This is a genomic window from Streptomyces spongiicola (assembly GCF_003122365.1).
In the GTDB taxonomy this organism is placed as follows: domain Bacteria; phylum Actinomycetota; class Actinomycetes; order Streptomycetales; family Streptomycetaceae; genus Streptomyces; species Streptomyces spongiicola.
In genome coordinates this window covers 1,135,159-1,149,763 of the sequence record NZ_CP029254.1, presented here as the reverse complement: position 1 = coordinate 1,149,763, position 14,605 = coordinate 1,135,159, and the positions used below count along the sequence as shown (strand labels likewise).

Here is a 14,605-nt window from a genome sequence, read left to right as displayed (position 1 = left end):
GGGCCGGTGCGGCGAACAGGGCCGGTGCGGCGAGCGGGGCCGGTGCGGCGAGCGGGCCGGGGGTGTGACGAGCGACGCACCGAAGCGGTTTGCCTTGGGCGGGGGAGGGTGCGTATGGTGGTAGATCGTTTGATCCCATTTGCCCGGCGCCATCACCGAAGCGCGCCGCGTGTGGCGCGTACTCTCCCTTGCCGTGGCAGACCGCATCGAGGCGGTCGAATTGCGAATCACGGAGTTTGGGCGCGTGCCGAGACTCCGGAAGGTTTCGCATTTCGCATGTCCATTTCCAGTTCTGACCGTGCCGTCCTGCTCGGGAACGACGAGATCGTCGAGATCGTCGAGACCGCGGACGCCGGCAGCACCGAAAGCACCCACGCCGCCGACGAGGCCGCCGCGGCCGTCGAGACGCCCGGAGCGCCGGAGGTGACCTTCGGCGACCTCGGCCTCCCCGAGGGCGTCGTCCGCAAGCTCGCCCAGAACGGTGTCACCGTCCCGTTCCCGATCCAGGCGGCGACCATCCCGGACGCCCTGGCCGGCAAGGACATCCTCGGCCGCGGTCGCACCGGTTCCGGCAAGACCCTCTCCTTCGGCCTTCCGCTGCTCGCCACCCTGGCCGGCGGCCACACCGAGAAGAAGAAGCCGCGCGGCGTCATCCTCACCCCGACCCGTGAGCTGGCGATGCAGGTCGCCGACGCGCTCCAGCCGTACGGCGACGTCCTCGGCCTCAAGATGAAGGTCGTCTGCGGCGGTACGTCCATGGGCAACCAGATCTACGCCCTGGAGCGCGGCGTCGACATCCTGGTCGCCACCCCGGGCCGGCTGCGGGACGTCATCAACCGCGGCGCCTGCTCCCTGGAGTCCGTCCGGATCGCGGTGCTCGACGAGGCCGACCAGATGGCCGACCTGGGCTTCCTCCCCGAGGTCACCGAGCTGCTCGACCAGATCCCCGAGGGCGGCCAGCGGCTGCTGTTCTCCGCGACGCTGGAGAACGAGATCGACAGCCTCGTCAAGCGCTACCTGGTCGACCCGGTGACGCACGAGGTCGACCCGTCGGCCGGTGCCGTCACCACCATGACCCACCACGTCCTCGTGGTGAAGCCCAAGGACAAGGCCCCGGTCACGGCCGCCATCGCCGCCCGCAAGGGCCGCACCATCATCTTCGTCCGCACCCAGCTCGGCGCGGACCGCGTCGCCGAGCAGCTGCGGGACGCCGGAGTGCGCGCCGACGCGCTGCACGGCGGCATGACGCAGGGCGCCCGTACCCGCACGCTCGCCGACTTCAAGGACGGCTATGTGAACGTGCTGGTCGCCACCGACGTCGCCGCCCGCGGTATCCACGTCGACGGCATCGACCTGGTCCTGAACGTGGACCCGGCCGGTGACCACAAGGACTACCTGCACCGCTCGGGCCGTACCGCCCGCGCCGGCCGGTCCGGCACCGTCGTCTCGCTGGCGCTCCCGCACCAGCGCCGCCAGATCTTCCGGCTGATGGAGGACGCGGGCGTCGACGCCTCGCGCCACATCGTCGGCGGTGCGGGCGCGTTCGACCCGGAGGTCGCCGAGATCACCGGCGCCCGCTCGCTGACCGAGGTCCAGGCGGACTCCGCGAGCAACGCCGCCAAGCAGGCCGAGCGCGAGGTCGACCAGCTCACCAAGCAGCTGGAGCGCCTGCAGCGCCGTGCCGCCGAACTGCGCGAGGAGGCCGACCGCCTCGTCGCGCGGGCGGCGCGAGAGCGGGGCGAGGACCCGGAGGCCGCGGTCGCCGAGGCCGCGCAGACGGCGGAGGCCGAGGCGGCCGTCACCGAGGCGGCGGACTTCGGGGCGTCCGTGCCGGAGCCGCGTGCGGCGGGCGTGCGGGAGGACCGCGAGGCGTCCCGCGACGAGCGGCCCTCGTACGAGCGCCGTGAGCGCCGTGACGAGCGGGGCAACTTCGAGCGCCGCGACCGCCGGGACGAGCGTCGTGACGGTGAGCGCGGTGGTTTCCGTCGTGACGACCGTGGCGGCCGTTCGTTCGAGCGCAGGGACAGCGACCGCGGTGGGCGTTCGTTCGAGCGTCGTGACGGTGAGCGTGGCGGTGAGCGTGGTGGTTTCCGCCGGGACGAGCGTCGTGATGGTGAGCGCGGTGGTTTCCGTCGTGACGACCGTGGCGGCCGTTCGTTCGAGCGCAGGGACAGCGACCGCGGTGGGCGTTCGTTCGAGCGTCGTGACGGTGAGCGTGGCGGTGAGCGTGGTGGTTTCCGCCGGGACGAGCGTCGTGATGGTGAGCGCGGTGGTTTCCGTCGTGACGACCGTGGCGGCCGTTCCTTCGAGCGCCGGGAGCACCGGGGCGGCCACGACCGTCCGTTCAACCGCGACCGCCGCGACGACCGCCCCTCCGGAGGCTTCCGCTCCGGTGGCCACGACCGCCCGTACGGTCGCCGCGACGACCACCGCGGTTCGGGCTCCGGCTCCTTCGGCGGCGGCCGCCGCGACGACAAGCCGCGCTGGAAGCGCAACGGCTGACGCCTGAGCCTGACACCCGACGCGCCGAGCAGGGCCCGTGTCCCCCACCAGGGGCACGGGCCCTGCCCCGTTGCCGGGTGCTGGGCAACGGGGCCGGGCGCCGGAGGCCACCGTCCGTGCGGCGGCGCGCCGCTCGGCACCGCGCCCCACGGGTCCTCCGCCGGGAGAAGGCACGCTCGCATCGGGCGTCCCGACTTCGGCGACCGCGCCCGGCACGGACCTGCGTACGCCTCGGAGCCTCCGGCGCACCGTGTCCGGAACACATCTGCGAACCCCCGCGCCTTCCGGCGCACATCCGTTCCCCGTATCGCTCCGACGGGTGCGCGCATGCCCGGCAGGACCGCGCTTTCCGTCTGCGGCGACGGCCGGAGAGGGGTACCCGATCGGATGCCCGCCGCCGTACGGCTATGCTCGGGGATGGCTCGCCGAGGGCCGTTAGCTCAATTGGCAGAGCAGCGGACTTTTAATCCGTTGGTTGTGGGTTCGAGTCCCACACGGCCTACCGCTGGCAGGGAGGGGATACCCTCTCTGACCTGCTACGGAGCGCCCCGATCGGTCTCAGCCGGTCGGGGCGCTCCGTCGTTCCCGGCCTCGTGCGTGAGCGATGCGTGAGCGGACGGTCCGAGACAGAGCCCCATCCAGCGCTACTGCGCGGGGCCGACGGGCACGGAAGGTGCTTCCAGAGTCTCCTCGATGGCCGCTACAGCGTCGGCAAGCCGGCGGTAGACCTGTGCCGAACGCCCCATGCGCTTCAGGCCGTGCTGCAACGGATCGCGCATGTGCTTCTCACAGACGACGAAGTCCGCGTACCCGGCTGCGCAGGACAGGTAGATCATGTCCGTCAGGTCATTGGGTCGCCACGTCGTGCCCTTGTTGAGGTGCCGACTGTGGAGCATCTCCCGGAAGAGGCCGACGGCCGGGGACCCGCCGATGGCGCGCACCAGTCCCTTGAAGCCCCATTGCCGGAACAGCTCTGTCGAAACCCCCGCCGCAGCCGCCTCCTCAGCAAGGTCCTGCTGCAGATCCTTCACGATTTGGATGTCGATGGCCCTCCGCTTCTGCTGCGAGTCCTGATCCAGCTTGTCCAGCCAGTCACTGAACCGTTGGCTCGCCGCCGTCCAGCCGGTGCCCGGCCCCTCCTCGACCCGCTCGGTGTCGAGCATGGTGTCGATGGAAGAGGCGGCAGCGATCAATGCCTTGGTCTGGAATGCCAACTGGCTCGGCAACGTCCGCGGCAGCTCGGAGCCAGTCCACCGGGTGGGCGAATAGAGGGCGTCCGGGTCGAGGGTGAAGACCGGAGCGGAGCGTACGTTGCGGGGTCGGTCTAGTCGGTGGCAGAAGGCATCGTGAAGCTCGTTCCGCCGGACCTGCAAGGGGTCGCGCATCTGCCATCCCCGGCTGTACTGCAAGACCGTGAGCCCAAGGTTGTAGCGCTTGTCCGTGCTGAACCGCTTGCCGGTCTCGTAGTAGTGGCCGGCAGAAGCAGGCAGGACAATCCGGCGTTGCTCAACCCATTCCATGAGCTTTCGGCCAGCAGCCTGGTTCTCCCCGCTGCTCTTCTGCTCGTCGTGGCAGGCGTTGCTCAGCGTGCTCCACTGGTTCTGGTCGAGGTACACGACGAGCCGTCCTGCCAGCTGATCACCGGCCCCTTCCAGCGGCATCTCGAAGAGAATCTGGTCGCCCGTCAGGGTGGTAGCGAGGAGGGCCCCGAAAGCCGGGCTGAAGTCCAGTCTGGCCACGACGCTCGTGTCCTCGAACGGGGAGGGGTCCAGCGGAAGCCGGGCCTCCTTCCCATCCGAGCGGGTGAAGACCGTGCACGACGCCGCGCGGTCCATCGTGATCAGCGTTATGGACAGCCTGCTCTCGTTTTCCACGACAGCAATCTTGCGGTGCTTTTCGGCAGGGTGAAACCTGGTTGTTTCCTCGCCTGAGTTCCGCAGTTGGTAGGCATGCGGATGAGTCGAAAACAGAGATTGAGCTGCGGAAACGTCGGGATGGCGCCCGTGCGGGCGTGTGCCCACGTGGGCACGTTGTGGCTGGTCAGGCCGGGTCTGCGGCGGTGATCCGTGGCGGCGGTTTGATGCCGCAGGCGCGGTAGAGGGCGGCCTGCATCACCAACGGCTCCGTCGCCGGTGTCGCCGTCGTCTGGGCCCGGACCGACGACGGCATCCGCGGCTTCGCCGTCCCCACCGGCACACCCGGTTTCTCGGCCCCCGAGATCCGGCACAAGTGGTCGCTGCGGGCCTCCGTCACCAGCGAACTCGTCCTGGACGACGTGCGGTTGCCGCATGACGCCGTCCTGCCGGGGGTGACGGGACTGAAGGGCCCGCTCGGCTGCCTCTCGCACGCCCGCTACGGAATCGTCTGGGGCGCGATGGGAGCGGCGCCGGACCACGGGCGGCGCCGGACCACGCGCGGCGGCCCCGGGGCCCGGGGCCGCCGCCGACCGCGTACGGAAGCGGCTATGTCAGCCCCAGGGCGAACGCCGTGAAGCCCAGTGCGAGGACTCCGGCCGTCGCGCGCCGGGCCGCGCTCACGCCGTGCCAGGGAGACTCGAAGGCCCGCGCGTACCGGCCGATCACGGCCAGCAGAACGGCGAACACCGGCAGCCACGCCATGCGCGCGGCCACCCAGCCCGGCGTTTCGGGTGCCGTCGTCAGTCCCGGGACCGCACCCGCGTACGAGGCCGGTACCGCCGCGGCCAGCATTGCCGTCTGGTGCCAGCACAGGACCGTCATCGCCGAGAGGTTGACGACCACGACCGGCGCCCACAGCGCGGGCCGGGCCAGCAGCCGGGCAAGGCGCCCGGCAAGAAGGATCGCCGCGCCGCTCTGCGCCGAGGCGAGTGCGAGGACCAGCAGGGACGGAGGGTGGGAGTTGGTGCGGGCCTCGCCGGGAACGCCGACCATCGACGCCGGGTAGTGGAAGACGGCCACCAGCACGGCGAACAGCACGGCACCGCCGGCCGCCAGCAGCACAGCGCCACCCCGGCCGATGCGCTTCTCGCCCCAGGAAACGCCGAGTTGGTAGGCGAACAGCCAGCCGGGAAGGATGTTCAGCACGCTCAGCCAGGACGGCACGGCGTCCGCGTAGGGCCCGTACCGCAGCAGGTCGACGGTCGCGACGCACAGCAGCAGCGGTGCGGCCGCCCAGCCGCCGAGGCGCCGGGCGGCCCGTACGCAGAGCGGCGTGAGGGCGGTGACGGCCGCGTACACGCCCACGAACCACAGCGGCTGCACGACGAGCGTCGCCGCGGTCCGCAGGGTGTCCTCCGGCACCCCCGCCGCCGCCAGTACCGCGATCAGCACCGCCCACACGGCGGTCACGCCCAGCACGGGGCGTCCGAGCCGCGCCACCCGGCCCCTCAGCCATGCGGCGGTACCGGCCGTCCGGCGCCGGTGGGAGAGCGCCGAGGCGCGGCCGCCCACCAGGAAGAAGATCCCCAGCATCTGCAGTACCCAGCTGACGGGTGCCAACGCGCCGAAGGCCGACAGCGGGCTCGCGTTGCGGATCGCACCGTCCGCGTCGAGGGTGAAGCCCCCGAGCAGCCAGTGCCCGATCGGCACGGCGGCCAGGGCGAGCGCGCGCAGCCCGTCGATCGCGCGGTCGCGGTGGGGAGGGGTCGAGGCGTCGATCCTCGCGACGAGAGGGGCGAGCGTGCTCATCGGGCCTCCCCCCGGGCGATCGAGGCGAACGCACGCAGCGACGAGGTGCCGGGCGCGAAGTAGCCGTCGTGGCCGGCGGTGTCGCCGGCCGGTACCCGCCGGGCGCCGAACTCCGGTGCGGTGGGGTCGGTTCCGTGGCCGAGTCCGGCGAACTCGACGTTGGGGACTCTGGAGATCCAGTCGGACGGGGCCTTGGCGGCCCAGACACGTGCCCCGGTGCGCAGGTCGGCGACGGTGTCCGCGCGCATCCCGGGCGAGCCGAGCGCGACGATGTCCGTGGCGCCGGCGCGTTCCGCGGCGAGGCCGCAGACGACGGACCCGTAGCTGTGGCAGAAGAGGGCGGGTCGGGCCGCGCCGGTCGCGGCGACGCCGCGGGTGAACCTGGCCAGTCGTTCGGCCCCGTCCTCGGCCAGGTCTCCGGTGGCCGCGTCGAGGCCCACCCCGACGGGAGTGGTGTAGCCGGCCCAGGCGATCACGGCGACGGTCACGGCGGGGTCGTTCCCGGTGGGGTCGCTCCTCGGGCCGTCCTCGGCCCGGTCGTCCCCGGTGCCGCTCCGCGCGCCGCCACCCGCCCGGCCGCGCCGGGCGGCGCCCCCGTCGCCGGGACCGTTCGCCGCCTCGTACAGCGACCGGGCCGTCTCGCGGGTACGGTCGAAGGTCCCGGCGTCGATGTCCGAGCCCGGGACGACGACGGCGACGCGGCGGGCGCGGGCGAGGTCCCCGAAGACCTCGGCGATCCGGCCGCGGCCGCGCGGGTCGTACACGAGGATCTGCCGGCTCTCCGTACCGGATCCCGGTACTCCCGGTACTCCCGGCACTCCCAGCGCGAGGGCGTTGGCCCGGTAGCGCAGGGCGACCGGGGCTCCGTCCAGATTGCCGACGACGGACGGGTGCCGTGCGGTGAGCCGTTGTCGCTGAGTTTCCGTCAGATCAGCGAAGAACGCCGCTACTTCAGTCGGTGAGGCGCTGCCGGGGTCGGGCAGGGCGCGTCCCGGTGAGCGGTCCGACCGCCACTCCTGCGTTCCCGGCGGCGGTCCGGTGACGGGTCTGCGGGCGGTATCCGAGGCCCATCCCGCCGTTCCGTTGACCACGGCCGCCGCGACCGCCGCGACCGCCGCTGTGACCGCGGCCCTGCTGAACCGTCGCATGATCCCCTCTTCCTCGTCCGTCCTGCCGACGGTGAGGAAGGTAGGGACGGGAAGGGCGGGGGAGCGTCACACCGGGGAGCCAACTCCGTTGTGCTACCCCGGTACTGCGGTATGGCACCGGGGTAGGGGGTGTACCGGCCGCGTACGGCCACCGAGAGGCGGCCCCGGGGATCGGCCCCGGGGATCGGCGCGGGTGATCGGCGCGGGGGCGGGCCGCCCACCGGGCCGCCCACCGGGCGGGCCCCCGCGGTCAACGGCCGCCCGGTGCCACCAGGCCCGACTCGTAGGCGAAGATCACGGCCTGGGCGCGGTCGCGCAGTCCGAGCTTCGACAGCACCCGGCCGATGTGCGTCTTGACCGTCTGCTCGGCGAGCACGAGCCGGCCGGCGATCTCCTGGTTGGACAGCCCGCGGGCGATAAGCTCCAGGACCTCCGTCTCGCGCGGGGTGAGCCCGCCCAGCCGCAGCGAGACGCCGTCCTTGCGGAGCGCGGGGCGCTGGGCCGCGAACTCGGCGATGAGCCGCCGGGTCACGGAAGGTGCCAGCAGCGCCTCGCCGGCGGCCACCACACGGACCGCGGAGATCAGATCGGCCGGTGGGGCGTCCTTGAGCAGGAACCCGGACGCGCCCGCGCGCAGCGCCTCGTACACGTAGTCGTCCACGTCGAAGGTGGTCAGCATGAGCACCTTCGGCACCCGCCGCACCCCCGGCGGCGGCGACAGGATCCGGCGGGCCGCGGCGAGCCCGTCCAGCTCAGGCATCCGCACGTCCATCAGGACCACGTCGGGGAGCGCGGCGCGGGCGACCTCGACGCCCCGGCGGCCGTCCGGGGCCTCGCCGACGACGTCGATGTCCGCCTGTGCGGCCAGCAGAGCGGCGAATCCCGCGCGCACCATGGCCTGGTCGTCGACGATGATCACGCGGATGGTCAACGGGGTTCCTTCCCGGTCGTGGAGGTCGTGGAGGTCGTGGAGGTCGTGGAGGTCGTGGAGGTTGTGGAAGTCGTGGAGGTCGGGACGGTCGTGGAGGTCGTGTCCGTCGGGGCGGACGAGTCGGCCGCGCCGGGCGCCGTGCCCGATGGGCTCGCGGGCGCCAGGGGCAGACGCGCGGCGACCCGGAAGCCGCCGTCCGGCAGCGGCCCGGTGTCCAGGGTGCCGCCGGTCAACCGTACGCGCTCACGCATCCCGACGAGTCCGTGCCCGGTCCCGGAGGTCTCCAGCCGTGAAGGGGGCTGCACGGCGGGGCCGTTGACGACGAGCACCGTGAGGTGGCCGTCGCCCGCGCCGACCGACACCCGGGTCGCCGCGCCGGGCGCGTGCCGTACCACGTTCGCCAGCGCCTCCTGCACGATGCGGTACGCGGAGAGGTCCACGGCCTGCGGCAGGTCGCCCAGGCCCGAAGGGAGCGACAGCTCCGCCGGAACCCCCGCCCGTACCGTCGCCTCCACCAGCTGCCGCAGCCGGCCGAGGCCGGGCTGCGGGGCGCGCTCACCCGCGGAGCCCTCGCTGCGCAGCACCGCGAGCAGCCGCCGCATCTCGGTCAGGGACTCCCGGGCCCCGGCCGCGATCGTGGCGAACTCCTCCCGGGCGGCGTGGGGCAGCCCCTCGATCCGGTACGGCGCCGAGTCGGCCTGCACGGTGATCACCGACATGTGGTGGGCGACCACGTCGTGCAGTTCGCGGGCGATGCGGGCGCGCTCCTCCAGCAAGGTGCGCCGGGCCCGTTCGGCCTCACTGATGGTCTCCTGCTCGGCTAGCCTGCGCTGGACCTCGCCGCGGGTGCGCAGGGTGTCGGCGACCAGCAGGACGACGCCGCTCAGTACGAACAGCAGCGCATGGACGCCGCCGCCGGGACGCGGTGCGACCGGCTCGAGGAGGAAGCCCGCCGCGCCCGTCACCAGCCAGACGGCCACCAGGGTGCGCCGCCGTTCGCGCAGCCCCAGGCACAGCATCAGCAGCAGGTAGCCGACGACGGCCATCGGTGTCCACGGCCAGCTCCTGCCCTCCGTGCCGTCCGCGCCCAGCAGGGCGAGCGCGCCGAGCACATCGGCGGCGAAGACGATCCACCATGCTTGCAGCGGCCGGGTCACGGCCCGCAGCAGCGGGGCGGTCTGGGCCGTGGCCAGGGCCCCGGCGAGAGCCCCGCTCAGACGGTAGTCCTGAACCAGGACGGTGATCGTGACGGGCAGCAGGGCGGCCACCGCGGCCAGCCCCAGCAGGTGCGGCAGCCACCGCAGGACGCGCGGGGACGTCCTCGGCAACGGCGGACCGGACGACGGGGCGGGCGAGGTCAGCGCGGTACCGAGCGCACGCAGCCCCTCCCGCGCGGCGGAACGGGCGTGACGTAGGGGAGCCGAGCGGGCGGCGGAACGGGCGGCGGAACGGGCGGCGGTCGGCAGCGGGCACCGCGGCCGGGGCGCTCTTGCCGGGTCCGGCGGCGGACCGCCGTTCCCGGCGGCGGGGGGCGTGGTGGTCATGACCGCTTCAGCGTAGGCGTCCCGACGGGGCCGCCGCGTCATACCCGGGGCCGGGCGGGATGACGTACCCCGCGCACGGGGGCCGGTACCCCTCGGGTTCCGGCCCGAGTCCGGGTGGCCCCGTGCCTCGTGCCCTGTGTCCTGTGTCTCGTGCCGGGTCCAGTGCCGTGCCCTGTGCCTCGTGTCCTGTGCCTCGTGCCGGGTCCAGTGCCGTGCCCCGTGCCCGCGGCCGGTTGCCGGCCGGCCTCCCCTACAGCTCCGCGAGGAGTTCGGCCTTCTTGCAGCGGAACTCCTCGTCCGTGACCAGGCCGGCGCTGTGCAGTTCGCCGAGGTGGCGTATCCGCTCCGCGACGCCCGCCGGGTCGCGCGCAGGCACCGCGGCGGCCGGCACCGCGGGCGCGGCCTCGCGCACCGCCTCCAGCACGGCCGCGGCGAACGGCAGCGACTCGTGCACCGGCCCGTAGCCGAGGCCGAAGACGACCGCCGCCGGGTCCTGGTCCGCCCGCGCCGGCCGCTCCCCGCCGCCGCCGGGGGCGCCGCCCCGGAACAGCAGGCGCAGATGGCCGTCGGGCGCCTCGGGGGAGCGCCACTCGACCCCTGCCAGCTCCGAGACGGTGCAACTCTGGTCGCCGGCCTTCCACTTCGCTGACGTGGCACCGGTCCACGACCAGCGGAAGGACACCTTCTCCCCGTCGAACGAGGCCTTGCCGTCGTATGCCTTGAACTGCAGCGGCGCGCCGACGGACGGGACCAGACGGCGGGCCGCGGGTCCGGCGCCCGGACCCGGCAGCACGGCGCGCAGCTCGCCGGCGTGGTACTCGGCGAGTGTCGCGCGCTCCGCGGGCAGCACCAGCCGGTACGGGTCCGCGGCTTCCTTCAGCTGCCCCGCCGCCGCGTCCATCAGCGGATCGGCGCCCGGCCTCGGCACCGCGTGCAGCACCACGGTGCCGCGTTTGCCCGGGGAGACCGTCACCGACTCGAGCGCTTCGAGGGGAATGCGCCGTTCGCCCAGCACCTGGAACAGCTTCGGCGTGCCGCGGTTCCCCCGAGTGAAGCGGATGAGCACGGAGTCCGGCGCGAACTCCCAGGCGGCATGTATTCCGGCCAGCACATCACCCATGCGGCTCATCGTATGCGGCGTGCGCCCGCGCGTCGCCCCCGTGAACAAGACGGTCATATGCACCTCGCCACAGTGCTCTACGCGCGTCGGGCCCCCTTCGCACCGTAAATTCCACTGCGGCACGCGGAGTTGCCGTCCCCGCAGCTGACCGTCCGGTACGAACCGACGCCTATCTCGGCGAAGTTGCTGAGGCTCTCCGTGCCCGGCTCGAAGTACCCGGTGTGGCCGACCGCTCCCGCCGCCGACAGCACCCGCGCCCCGAAGCCCGGGGTCATCGGATCGGGGCCGTGGCCGAGCCCGCCGACCTTCAGATACGGGACGTCCTTGATCCAGTCGTCGGCGTCGCGCATCGCCCACACCCGAGCGTCCGTGCCGAGCCCGGCGGCGCTCTCCGCACGCATTCCGGGGCTGCCGGCGACCGCCATGTCGCGGACCCGCCGGGGAAGTTCAGGCGCGGCGACGCCGCAGACCACCGAGCCGTAGCTGTGGCAGAACAGCGACACCTCGGCCCGGCCGGGCAGCGCCGCCGCCAGGGCGACCAGGCGGTCCGCGCCGCCGGCGGCGAGCCGGCCGGTGGACGCGTCGAGCCCGACGCCCGAGGGCGAGGTGTAGTCGGCCCAGGCGATGACGGCCGTACGCACGGAAGGCGCGGCGGCGCGCTCCGCGGTGTACAGCGACTGCGCCATGCCCACCGGGGCGGAGTACCTGCGGCTGCTCCGCTCGAAGGTCAGGACGTCGGTGTCGACGCCGGGGACGATCACGGACACCCGCTGGGCCCGGTCCAGGTCGCCGAAGACCTCGGCGACCCGGCCCTTCCCGGTCGGGTCGAAGGCGAGGATCTGGCGGCCGGCCCGGAGCAGCGACTCGTACCGGTGCACGCGCCGGCTCGCGTCGTCGCGGCCCGCGGCGGAGAGCCTTCCGTCACGGGCCCGCCACTGCTCCACCCGCCGCTCCTCGGCCAGCGCCGTCCGGTTGGCTTGGTAGCGCAGCGTCACGGGCACGCCGTTGAGATTGCCCACGACGAGCGGATGCCGGTCCGCCAGGGAGGCCGCCTGCCCGGCTCCGATGGAGGAGAAGAACCGGGCCACGGCACCGGGGGGCGACGTCGGGTCCGGCAGCGCGCGATGCCCGAGGCGGTCCTGTCCCCACGCGGCCAGCGCGGCCGTCCGGGCTTCGACGGGACCGCCCTGCTGCCGCACGGCGGTCCAGCCGGTGGTCGCGAGCAGCACGAACACCACGGCGAGAGCGAGGAGGGTGCGCCGGACGTTCGGTGTGGGGGAGGGGTGCGAAGCAGTCACTGAGGGGACAGCCTAGGCCGAGCCGGGGGGCGCCCGGGGCGACCGTGAGAGAGGTCACGGCGACCGTGAGGGAGATCACGCGTCCGGAGGCACACGTACGGCCCGTACGGCTACTCCCCGTGCGCACCGCCTTCACTTTCCGGTGGGGTGGCGGGCCCACCCGTCCGGCCGTACACAACAGGAAGAACGGTCCGGCCCCGCGTTGGATCGCCTACGGAAGGACTCCCTCCCCGCAGAACGGACACCCTCATGAAGACCTCGCTCGCGCTGCCGCTGTGCGCACTGGCCCTCGTCCCCGCCGTACTCACCGCGCCTGCGGCCCACGCGGACACCGGCCACGACAAGGACCGGGTGACGAAGTTCGCGCTCACCACCACCAACTCCCAGGGGGTCTTCCCCCACGTCACCGCCGACCTGCTCGACCGGAAGGGGGAGGACGCCGGCTTCGTCACGACCAACTGCGCCCAGGCCGTATCCACGCCCACGACCACCACCTGCTACGGGTCCTATGTCCTCGAGGACGGTGAGATCACCTGGCAGAGCGCCACACGCGACCCGGAGCCGCCCTATCTCATCGCCATCACCGGGGGAACCGGCAGGTACTGCGAGGCCCGCGGTCAGATCCGCGTGGTCAGGATCGAGTCGGACCCCGAGGGAGGCCTCTACGAGCTGGAAGTGATCACCGGCCGGAAGTGCGCCACCTCCTGACCCGGCCCGCCTTCGCCCGCCGACAGCGGTACCGGCGGGCGAAGCACGGCCGGCCCCGGCGCCGGTACCGGAGCGGGTGCCGGTACGGTGTCGGCCCGCGACGGTCCGGCGGCCGTGCGCCGCGGCAGGGGCCGGCCGACACACGGCGCGGGCCGGCCCCTGCCGCACGTGCCCGGTGCACCGGGCGGCCCCACCGGGCTGTCGCCTGTCAGGGTGAACCGGTCCGGCGGGTCTTCCGGGGCACCCGTGCCATCGGCCAGGGTGCGGGCAGGTGGTCCGCGACGGAGACACGGGACCGGCCCGGTGTGCACGGACCGGCCCCGGAGACCGCACGGGCGCCTGCCGGCACACCGACACGGGGGTTGATCCTCATGCGTACGACCGTACTCACCAGCGCCGTACTGGCCACGCTGTGCCTGCCGGTAGCGGCTCCCGCCGCTGCCCGGGCCTCCCTCGCCCCCGCAGCCCCTGCGGCCTCCCTCGCCCCTGCGGCCTCTGCGGCCTCCCCGGCCTCCTCGCCTTTCCGGGCGTCCTCAGCATCCTCGGTGCCCTCGGCGTTCTCGGTGCCCTCGGCGTTCTCGGTGCCCTCGGCCGCCGGGGCCCGGTCCGCGCCACCGCAGCCACGGCTCGGCCGTTGCGGCCCCGGCGAACTCTGCCTCTGGGCGAAGCCGGGCTTCACCGGTACGCGACACGTCCACGAGCTGTCCGCCGTCGACATCGAGTCCTGCGTCCCGCTCCCGGCCGCCGCCGGTGCCCAGGCCCTCGCCAACCGCACCGGGCGCCCCGTCACCGCCTACCAGTCGGCCGAGTGCGCGGAGACCGGTGAGTTCGAGACGTACCCGGGCGACGGGACCTGGGTGCCGCAGACCCCCTACCGGGTGCGGGCGTTCAGGGTGTGGGAGAACTAGGCGGCGGCACGGCGGGCTGCTCCGGCGCGGCCACCGGTGCCGCCGACAGCCGTGCGACCTCCGCGCGCAGTTCCCTGACCTCCTGGGTCAGGGCCTCCAGCAGGGCCGTCTGGCGGCGCTCCTCGGCGTCGTCGCGTTCGAATCGGGAGATGAACCAGGCCGCGATGTTGGCGGTCACGACACCCAGCAGTGCGATACCCGAGAGCATCAGCCCGACCGCGAGCACCCGCCCCAGGCCGGTCGTCGGCGCATGGTCGCCGTAGCCGACGGTCGTCATCGTGGTGAACGACCACCACACGGCGTCACCCAGGGTGCGGATGTTCCCGTCGGGGGCGTTCCGCTCGACGGCCAGCACCGCGAGCGAGCCGAACATCATCAGCCCCGCCACCGCGCCCGCCACATAGGTGGTGAGGGTGACCTGCGGCGCCATCCGGGCCCGCCGTCCGGCCAGGAGGAGGGTGGACACCACCCGCAGCAGCCGCAGCGGCTGCACCAGCGGCAGGAGCACCGCGAGCAGGTCCAGCGGATGCCTGCGTACGAAGAGCCACTTGTGCGGGGCCAGCCGCAGACGTACCAGGTAGTCCCCGGCGAAGGCGGTCCACACGGCCCACTCCACGAGCTGGGAGCCTCGGTGCACCCACGCGGGGGCGGCCGGCAGCAGGATCGGCACCGCGTACGCGAGCCCGAACACCACGGCGAGGACCAGCAGCGGACCCTGGGTGCGGGCCTCCCAGCGCATCAGTGCCGTTCGTTCTTTCATGTCCGGGATGGTAGGCGGGTG

11 protein-coding genes, 1 tRNA gene and 1 pseudogene are annotated in these 14,605 nt (G+C 73.4%); 5 read left to right on the top strand and 8 right to left on the bottom strand.

The window, feature by feature from the left end; all coding sequences use genetic code 11:
* Nucleotides 1-276: 276 nt before the first annotated feature.
* Both DDQ41_RS04915 and DDQ41_RS04910 read left to right on the top strand, forming a co-directional pair.
* Entirely contained in the window at nucleotides 277-2,502 is a 2,226-nt protein-coding gene (locus DDQ41_RS04915; protein ID WP_109293372.1) for a DEAD/DEAH box helicase, read from the top strand.
* 429 nt (nucleotides 2,503-2,931) lie between these two features.
* Nucleotides 2,932-3,004, top strand: a tRNA-Lys gene (locus DDQ41_RS04910).
* 142 nt (nucleotides 3,005-3,146) lie between these two features.
* On the opposite strand, the gene DDQ41_RS04905 is transcribed toward DDQ41_RS04910, so the two are convergent.
* Nucleotides 3,147-4,376, bottom strand: coding sequence for a hypothetical protein (locus DDQ41_RS04905; protein ID WP_109293371.1), 1,230 nt, complete (start codon nucleotides 4,374-4,376; stop codon nucleotides 3,147-3,149).
* Between the two features lie 224 nt (nucleotides 4,377-4,600).
* Here DDQ41_RS04905 and DDQ41_RS04900 point away from each other — a divergent pair.
* Nucleotides 4,601-4,888: pseudogene (locus tag DDQ41_RS04900) on the top strand (acyl-CoA dehydrogenase family protein); the annotation flags it as partial.
* A gap of 76 nt (nucleotides 4,889-4,964) precedes the next feature.
* On the opposite strand, the gene DDQ41_RS04895 reads toward DDQ41_RS04900, so the two are convergent.
* From DDQ41_RS04895 to DDQ41_RS04870, 6 genes are all read right to left on the bottom strand, one after another.
* Nucleotides 4,965-6,167, bottom strand: coding sequence for an acyltransferase family protein (locus DDQ41_RS04895; protein ID WP_109293370.1), 1,203 nt, complete (start codon nucleotides 6,165-6,167; stop codon nucleotides 4,965-4,967).
* Nucleotides 6,164-7,315: an alpha/beta hydrolase gene (locus tag DDQ41_RS04890; RefSeq protein ID WP_109293369.1), complete on the bottom strand. Its 1,152-nt coding sequence runs from the start codon at nucleotides 7,313-7,315 to the stop codon at nucleotides 6,164-6,166. Before DDQ41_RS04890 ends, DDQ41_RS04895 begins: the two co-directional genes overlap by 4 nt.
* Nucleotides 7,316-7,565: 250 nt before the next feature.
* Nucleotides 7,566-8,246, bottom strand: coding sequence for a response regulator (locus tag DDQ41_RS04885; RefSeq protein ID WP_109293368.1), 681 nt, complete (start codon nucleotides 8,244-8,246; stop codon nucleotides 7,566-7,568).
* Nucleotides 8,243-9,790, bottom strand: coding sequence for a sensor histidine kinase (locus DDQ41_RS04880; RefSeq protein WP_167450236.1), 1,548 nt, complete (start codon nucleotides 9,788-9,790; stop codon nucleotides 8,243-8,245). Before DDQ41_RS04880 ends, DDQ41_RS04885 begins: the two co-directional genes overlap by 4 nt.
* Before the next feature lie 250 nt (nucleotides 9,791-10,040).
* The gene (locus tag DDQ41_RS04875) at nucleotides 10,041-10,910 is read right to left on the bottom strand and encodes a DUF4429 domain-containing protein (protein ID WP_109293367.1); all 870 of its coding nucleotides are present in this window, start codon (nucleotides 10,908-10,910) and stop codon (nucleotides 10,041-10,043) included.
* Nucleotides 10,911-10,987: 77 nt separating this feature from the next.
* Entirely contained in the window at nucleotides 10,988-12,208 is a 1,221-nt protein-coding gene (locus tag DDQ41_RS04870; RefSeq protein WP_174720259.1) for an alpha/beta hydrolase, read from the bottom strand.
* Between the two features lie 249 nt (nucleotides 12,209-12,457).
* Between DDQ41_RS04870 and DDQ41_RS04865 the strand changes: the two genes are divergently transcribed.
* A complete protein-coding gene (locus DDQ41_RS04865; RefSeq protein WP_109293365.1) occupies nucleotides 12,458-12,916 on the top strand; it encodes a hypothetical protein in 459 nt (152 codons plus the stop codon).
* Between the two features lie 563 nt (nucleotides 12,917-13,479).
* Nucleotides 13,480-13,824 carry a peptidase inhibitor family I36 protein gene (locus DDQ41_RS32870; protein WP_316684124.1) on the top strand — a complete coding sequence of 115 codons (345 nt, stop codon included), beginning with the start codon at nucleotides 13,480-13,482 and terminating at the stop codon, nucleotides 13,822-13,824.
* Here the strand turns inward: DDQ41_RS32870 and DDQ41_RS04855 are convergent.
* Nucleotides 13,805-14,584 carry a potassium channel family protein gene (locus tag DDQ41_RS04855; RefSeq protein WP_109293364.1) on the bottom strand — a complete coding sequence of 260 codons (780 nt, stop codon included), beginning with the start codon at nucleotides 14,582-14,584 and terminating at the stop codon, nucleotides 13,805-13,807. The genes DDQ41_RS32870 and DDQ41_RS04855 overlap by 20 nt on opposite strands.
* Nucleotides 14,585-14,605: the final 21 nt, after the last annotated feature.

Coding starts and splice junctions, on each gene's coding strand:
- DDQ41_RS04915 (WP_109293372.1), top strand. CDS start 277: ATGTCCATTTCCAGTTCTGACCGTGCCGTCCTGCTCGGGAACGACGAG.
- DDQ41_RS04895 (WP_109293370.1), bottom strand. CDS start 6,167: ATGAGCACGCTCGCCCCTCTCGTCGCGAGGATCGACGCCTCGACCCCT.
- DDQ41_RS04890 (WP_109293369.1), bottom strand. CDS start 7,315: ATGCGACGGTTCAGCAGGGCCGCGGTCACAGCGGCGGTCGCGGCGGTC.
- DDQ41_RS04880 (WP_167450236.1), bottom strand. CDS start 9,790: ATGACCACCACGCCCCCCGCCGCCGGGAACGGCGGTCCGCCGCCGGAC.
- DDQ41_RS04875 (WP_109293367.1), bottom strand. CDS start 10,910: ATGGGTGATGTGCTGGCCGGAATACATGCCGCCTGGGAGTTCGCGCCG.
- DDQ41_RS04865 (WP_109293365.1), top strand. CDS start 12,458: ATGAAGACCTCGCTCGCGCTGCCGCTGTGCGCACTGGCCCTCGTCCCC.
- DDQ41_RS04855 (WP_109293364.1), bottom strand. CDS start 14,584: ATGAAAGAACGAACGGCACTGATGCGCTGGGAGGCCCGCACCCAGGGT.